We start from the raw sequence: 3,643 nt of genomic DNA on the forward strand, positions 1-3,643 counted from the left end.
CCCTAAGTTAATAAACTATATTTTTAAACGTTCCGGTTTTTAGGGAAGATTACAACAATAGTAAAAAAAACTATATTTGATTACAATGAAGATAGATTTTTAAATAGATTTTCATCAAGTGCACTTCCAAATCATTCTGGAATAGAATATGGTTTAGATATTACAAAAGTACAAGATGAGAATGGTTTTGTTTTTGCTAAATTTGAATATGCTCCTTTTTCAATAGATAATGCATGGATACAAAATATTAGAACAACAACAACTGATTTTTTTCCAAATGATAGTATAGTGATAACAACAGAAAATCACTATTCACCTACTTATAAACATTTGTATCCAGCAAGTGTAACAACCAAAAACAGCAAAAACGAAACATTAACTACGGAATACCAATATCCACCTGATTTAGTTGGACAAGAAGATTACATGAAAGAACTAACCGATGCTAACCGCATTGCAGAGCCAGTTGTTGTCAAACAAAGTGTTGATGGCGTATATATTTCTGAAGTTCATAATCAATATAATTTATTCAATGGAATCGTTCAGAAAGCTGCTGTTCATCAAAAGAAAGGAAATGGTGTCAATATTAAAACTACAGCCGACCGAAAAATAACTTACACCAGTTATGATGCTAAAGGTAATCTTACACAATATACTTTAGAAAATGGAATTCCTGTTTCTATTATTTGGGGATATGGCGGTCAATATCCTATCGCTAAAATAGAAGGAGCTTCTTTATCAGAGGTTAGTAGTTTTATTCAAAATTTAGAAATAGCAAGCAACAATGGTACTTTAACGAAAGATTCTTTTGCTAGTTTACGAACAGCATTACCTCAAGCTATGATCACTTCTTATATCTATCAACCTCTTGTTGGTGTCACGAGTATTACAGGGCCAAACGGACAAACAGAATATTACAACTATGATGCAGCTAACCGTTTGCAATCTATCGTAAATGATAAACAAGAAGTATTAAAAACCTTTGAGTACAACTACAAACAACCTTAAGCTATAGCGAGATGAAACACTTTTATAAAAATTTTATATACGGTACGCTTCTGACTTTAGGAAGTGGTAGTGTATATGCACAAACCTCTACGGAGAATTACATTAAAACAGTCGAATGTTTAAAAGCCGATTGTTCTGAAAAGAAAGAAACTGTTGTTTATTTTGATGGTCTAGGACGTGAAAAACAAGCCTTGCAAGTAGGTGCTTCACCTACAGGTAATACGATTGTAACACCATTTGAATATGATGGTTTTGGGCGTCAAGCCAAAGAATATTTGCCTTTTCCTATTTCTGGAGCAAGTAATCAACTAAATACTGGAGCAACAGGAGATACTTTTTACTTAGAAACGACAGGAGACTATATTCCTTATTCAGAAAAAACATTTGAGAATTCACCTTTAAACCGAGTGTTATTTCAGGCTGCTCCAGGAAGAGACTGGATGAAAGGAGCAGGTCATGAGATAGGATTTCAATATGCAACAAATTCAGATGGAGAAGTTTTTAATTTTGGCGTAGCAGATCCTACTACCAATCCAACTTTAACGTTAAGTAATTCTATAACATATTCAGGAGGAGCTTTATATAAAACGATTACAACAGATGAGAATGGTCAACCTATTGAGGAATTTAAAGACAAAGAAGGGAGAGTTGTTCTGAAAAGAATTCACATCGAATCAAAAACAGTAGCTCCTTTAAATTCGTCTGGTAATCATGATACGTATTACGTGTACGATATTTATGGTAATTTAACCTTTGTTCTTCCACCACAATTAATAAATACCGATTATGGAAATATCAATTCTTACAGAAATAATCTTGCCGAATTAGGTTATCAATATTTTTATGATGAAAAGAACAGGTTAGTTGAAAAACAACTTCCTGGAAAAGGACGTGAATTTATGGTGTATGATAACCAAGATCGTTTAACCTTACAACAAGATATCAATCAACGAACGGCAGTTGAAAAAGGATGGACTTTCTTTAAATACGATAAATTTGGAAGAATGGTGTATTCAGGTTTCTTTAAAAATACAGCGACACGAGGTTCAATGCAAACCGCTTTGAACAATAAAAAAACGGCTAATAATGAAGAAAGAGTACCAACTGTATTTGCTAATAATGGACAAAATATTTTCTATACCAATGCGCAATTTCCTAACGGAAGCTTAACCGTTCAATCTGTTAATTATTACGATCATTATCAAAATTTAGGTGTTACACCTTCGTCTATAGATAATCAAAAAGTTGTTGGGGTTGATGATACAAAAACCAAAGGTTTAGCTGTTGCAAGTTATACCAATGTATTAGGTACTGCAACGTGGAACAAAGCGTATACATATTATGATTCGAAATATATTCGTCCAGTAGCTTCTCACTTAGATAATTATTTGAAAGGATATCAAACAACCGCATCTATTTTAGATTTTAGAGGAAAGGTTAAGCATACAGTTACCAAGCACAAACCAACGGATATAGGAGCAGAAATAACAATCAATGAAGGTTTTGAATATTATGAGAATGAATTATTAAAGTATCAAACACACCAAATTAATAATGGTGCAATAGAATACATTGTTCAAAATTCGTACAACGAAATCAATCAGTTGACGAGTAAGAAAGTTGGAAACACGGTTGCTTCTAATCCATTACAAACGGTAGATTATAAGTATAATATTAGAGGTTGGTTAACAGATATAAACGATGTAGAACAAGCTATTAGACCAAAATTATTTTCATTTAATATCAACTACGGTTCTCATTTCAATGGAAATATATCTGGAGTTTCTTGGAAAACCAATGAACAAGATTCATATAAAACCTATAGATTTGATTATGATGGATTAAATCGACTGTTAACGGCAGATTTTGCTGTAATACAAACTGGTTTTATAGGAGGTTCTACCAATGTTGGTGCTTATAATGAATATGTAAAAGGCTACGATTATAATGGGAATATAAAAGGTTTTACACGTAATGGAAACTTATTGAACAATAATCTATTTACAATCGATGATTTAACATACGATTATCAAGCTAATTCGAATAAACTTCTTAATGTTTCTGACAACAGAACAGAAGATGGTTTCGCTGATAAGAATAAATACAGCGGAACAACAATTGAAGATCCTAAAAATGATTACAAATATGATCTTAATGGTAATCTTACCAAAGATTTAAACAAAGAAATAACAGCAATTACGTATAATTACTTAAATTTACCAACAGAAGTTCTTTGGAATGCATCCAAAAAGATTAACTATACGTACGATGCAAGTGGAGTTAAGCTAAGAAAGGTTGTAACAGATGGTACTACAGTGACCACTACAGATTACTTAGGAGGTTTTCAGTATCAAAATAGTGTATTACAATTTTTTCCAACAGCAGAAGGCTATGTAAATGTAACAGATGGTACAACATTTAATTATGTTTACAATTACACCGATCATTTGGGTAATGTAAGATTGAGTTATCAAAAAGAAGCAAATGGCTCGTTAAAAATATTGGAGGAGAACAACTATTATCCTTTTGGATTGAAACATAGTGGATACAACAATACCAATCTTGCGAATACTAACTATAAATACAAATACAACGGCAAAGAACTACAAGATGAACTTGGGCTGAATTTGTATGA

General features: G+C 32.2%; 2 protein-coding genes. Both read left to right on the forward strand.

Going from position 1 to position 3,643, the window contains the following annotated elements:
• Positions 1-288: 288 nt before the first annotated feature.
• Positions 289-1,008: a hypothetical protein gene (locus RT575_RS15530; protein ID WP_291100314.1), complete on the forward strand. Its 720-nt coding sequence runs from the start codon at positions 289-291 to the stop codon at positions 1,006-1,008.
• A gap of 11 nt (positions 1,009-1,019) precedes the next feature.
• The coding region (locus RT575_RS15535; protein ID WP_313582042.1) for a DUF6443 domain-containing protein at positions 1,020-3,643 on the forward strand (2,624 nt) is incomplete at its 3' end.

The organism is Chishuiella sp., assembly GCF_032109125.1.
In the GTDB taxonomy this organism is placed as follows: domain Bacteria; phylum Bacteroidota; class Bacteroidia; order Flavobacteriales; family Weeksellaceae; genus Empedobacter.